Raw genomic sequence first — 3510 nt, 5'->3', positions numbered from 1 at the left:
TGGCGCTCGCGCTCGAAACGCTCGACATTGAAGCCGCCGCCCTGCTTGGCCTCAAGCAGCACATCGGCCCCGACTTTGCGCAAGTGGTGCGCCTGATGCTGGCGGTGCAAGGCCGCGTGGTGGTGATGGGCATGGGCAAAAGTGGCCACGTTGGCCGCAAGATTGCCGCCACGCTGGCCTCCACCGGCACCCCGGCCATGTTTGTGCATCCGGCCGAAGCCAGCCACGGCGACCTCGGCATGATCAAGCCGGTGGACGTGGTGCTGGCCATTTCAAACAGTGGTTCGTCTGAAGAACTCACCGCCATTTTGCCGATGATCAAGCGCCTGGGCGCCCCGCTGGTGGCCATGACGGGCCATGCCGAGTCGATCCTGGCGCGCCACGCCGATTATTTTTTGAACAGCGGCGTTGCCAAAGAGGCCTGCCCACTCAACCTGGCGCCCACCGCGAGCACCACGGCGCAACTGGCGCTCGGTGACGCGCTGGCGGTGGCCCTGCTCGACGCCCGCGGCTTCAAGGCCGAAGACTTTGCCCGCTCGCACCCGGGCGGCGCGCTGGGGCGCAAGCTGCTCACGCTGGTCAGCGATGTCATGCGCAGCGGCGACCAGGTGCCCAGCGTCGGCCTGCAAGCCAGCTTTAGCGAGCTGATGCGCGAGATGAGCGCCAAAGGCCTGGGCGCCGCCGCCGTGGTGGATGCCAGCGGCCAGGTACAGGGCATTTTTACCGACGGTGATTTGCGCCGCCTGATTGAAAAAGGCGTCGATTTGCGCAGCAGCACCGCGCAACAAGTGATGCACCCGCAGCCCTGCACCATCAGCCGCAATGCGCTGGCGGTCGACGCCGTCGAACTCATGGAGCAGCGTCGCATTACCAGCGTGCTGGTGCTGGACGCAGAAGGCAAACTGTGCGGCGCGCTCAACAGCAACGACCTGATGCGGGCCAAGGTGATCTGATGCCCCCCGCGCTCAACTTCCCGCCCGACCTGCTGCTCAAGGCGCAGGGTATTCGCGTGGTCTTTCTTGATGTCGACGGTGTCCTCACCGACGGCGGCCTGTATATCTCGGAGCACGGCGAGACCATCAAACGCTTCAACACGCTCGACGGCCACGGCCTCAAACTGCTGCAGCGTGCCGGCATCACGCCGGCCGTGATCACCGGGCGCGACTCCAAAGCGCTGCGCATGCGGCTGGCGGCGCTGGGCATTGAACACGCCCACTTTGGCACCGAAGACAAGCGCCCGGCGGCCGAGCTCACCCTCAAGGCCCTGGGGCTCGACTGGCCGCAGGCTGCGGCCATGGGCGATGACTGGCCTGACCTGGCCATGCTGACGCGCTGCGCATTCGCCTGCGCCCCTGCCAATGCCCAGGCCGAGCTGCTGGCCCAGGCCGATTACGTGACACAGCGCCAGGGAGGTAACGGCGCGGTGCGCGAACTGTGCGACCTGCTGCTGGTGGCCAGCGGCCGTTATGTTGACTTATTGCAGGAAGCCATGCAATGAACAAGCTGCATGACTGGCTGGACCGGCTCAGCCTGTATCTGCCTGTGCTGTTGATGGGGCTGTTGGCCCTGGCGACCTATTGGCTGGTGCGCAGCACGCCGGGGCTGGAACACAAAGCGCCAGCGGCCGTCGTAAAACACCTGCCCGACTACTTCATCCATCAGTTCTCGATCAAGACCTTTGATACCCGTGGCCAGCTCAAGAGTGAAGTCATGGGCCGGGAAGGACGCCATTTCCCGGACACGGACACGCTCGAGATTGACCAGGTGCACATCCGCTCCTTTAACATCGAAGGACTGCTGAGCACAGCCACGGCGCGCCAGGCCCTCATCAACAGCGATGCATCGGAGGTCCAGCTCATCGGGCAAGCGCTGGTCGAGCGCAAGGCCGGCATTGACAAAAGCGGCAAAGAAAAAGCCGACCTGACTTTCAGAGGCGAGTTTTTACACGCTTTCATGAACACCGATCGCATCAAATCGCACAAACCGGTCGAGCTCATCCGTGGCCCGGACCGCTTTACCGCCAACAGCATGGACTACGACAACCGGGAGGGCGTCATGCTGCTCACGGGGCGGGTTCGGGGCCACTTGGCACCCACCAAAAAACCCTGAAAGCAGCCCGCATCATGCCGCCACCCCTGGTCCTGATTACCGGTGCCTCCAGCGGCATTGGCCAGGCCATGGCCTTGCATTACGCCGGTCTGGGCTATCGGCTGGCTTTGGTGGCGCGGCGCAGCCAGGTGATCCAAAGCTGGCTCGACGCGCACGCCATCCGGCCAGAAAACTACGTTATTTACTGTGCCGATGTCGCCCAGTCCGGTCAGATGGCCAGCCTGGCACAGGCATGCATCGCGCAACAGGGACTGCCCGATGTGGTGATTGCCAACGCCGGCATCAGCATGGGCGTGGACACGTCGGTACCCGACGACCTGGCCGTCATGGCCAACATCCTGGCAACCAATGTGATGGGGGTGGCGGCCACCTTTGGCCCTTTCATTGCTCCCATGGTGGCACGCGGCTCGGGCACGCTGGTGGGCATTGGCAGCGTAGCAGGCATTCGCGGCCTGCCCGGCCATGGCGGCTACTGCGCCAGCAAAGCCGCAGTGATCAGTTATTGCGAAAGCCTGCGCGGCGAACTGCGCACCAGCGGGGTCAAGGTGGTCACGCTGTGCCCGGGCTACATTGCCACCCCCCTGACGCAAAACAACCAGTACACCATGCCGTTTTTGATGTCACCCGAGGTGTTTGCCGACAAAGCGATGCGCGCCATAGCAGCGGGCAGCAGCTACCGCGTGATTCCGTGGCAAATGGGCGTGGTGGCCAAGTTGCTGCGCTTGTTGCCCAACACCCTGTTTGACCGACTGTTTGCCGGACGGCCGCGCAAACCGCGCGTAACGGATTCGTAGCCCCGTCACTGCGTTCGCCATGACGCACCAAACAAAAAGGGCCCCGAAGGACCCTTTTGTGCTTGCCAGGAATGAACCTGGCGAAGTTGGTATCAGCTTAGTAGCTGCTACGGCCACCGCCGTAACCACCGCCACCGCCGCCGCCTGAACGGCCACCGCCAGCGCCACCGCCGTAGCCGCCGCCACCGGAACGGCCGCCGCCAGCGCCACCGCCGTAACCGCCGCCACCACTACCACCACCGAAGCCGCCGCCACCCGAACGGGGAGGACGAGGCTCCATCGGACGGGCTTCGTTGACCACGAGGCCACGGCCGCCGAATTGTTGGCCATTCATGGCTTCAATGGCGGTTTGTGCTTGTGCATCATCGGCCATTTCCACGAAGCCGAAGCCTTTGGAGCGGCCGGTGTCACGTTCCATCATGACTTTGGCGCTGGTGACGGTACCGTGAGCTGCGAATGCTTGTTGCAGATCATCATCACGGAAAGAATATGGCAGATTGCCGACGTAAAGTTTGTTGCCCATGAAAGGACTCCTCAAAATAACTCAAAACGCGATGGAGTCCATAACCGCAATCAACAAACCAATAAAGACTTAAAGCAGACGCGA

At 63.1% G+C, this 3510-nt stretch carries 4 protein-coding genes and 1 pseudogene; 4 read left to right on the top strand and 1 reads right to left on the bottom strand.

All coding sequences use genetic code 11. The features are described from left to right. From NDI87_RS17115 to NDI87_RS17100, 4 genes are all read left to right on the top strand, one after another. On the top strand, window positions 1–953 hold a 953-nt coding region (locus tag NDI87_RS17115), incomplete at its 5' end, for a KpsF/GutQ family sugar-phosphate isomerase (RefSeq protein ID WP_366029143.1). Next, on the top strand, window positions 953–1498 hold the full coding sequence (locus NDI87_RS17110; RefSeq protein WP_296276791.1) for an HAD hydrolase family protein: 546 nt from the start codon (window positions 953–955) through the stop codon (window positions 1496–1498). The genes NDI87_RS17115 and NDI87_RS17110, both read left to right, overlap by 1 nt. Continuing rightward, window positions 1495–2109, top strand: a complete 615-nt coding sequence (lptC, locus tag NDI87_RS17105; protein WP_296276790.1) for an LPS export ABC transporter periplasmic protein LptC — start codon at window positions 1495–1497, stop codon at window positions 2107–2109. Before NDI87_RS17110 ends, lptC begins: the two co-directional genes overlap by 4 nt. Before the next feature lie 14 nt (window positions 2110–2123). Then, a complete protein-coding gene (locus NDI87_RS17100) occupies window positions 2124–2903 on the top strand; it encodes an SDR family oxidoreductase (protein ID WP_296276789.1) in 780 nt (259 codons plus the stop codon). A gap of 106 nt (window positions 2904–3009) precedes the next feature. Here the strand turns inward: NDI87_RS17100 and NDI87_RS17095 are convergent. Continuing rightward, window positions 3010–3426: pseudogene (locus NDI87_RS17095) on the bottom strand (RNA-binding protein); the annotation flags it as partial. Window positions 3427–3510: the final 84 nt, after the last annotated feature.

The organism is Rhodoferax sp. (genome assembly GCF_023701345.1).
GTDB lineage: Bacteria > Pseudomonadota > Gammaproteobacteria > Burkholderiales > Burkholderiaceae_C > Rhodoferax.
This window is presented reverse-complemented; position numbering and strand designations above follow the sequence as displayed.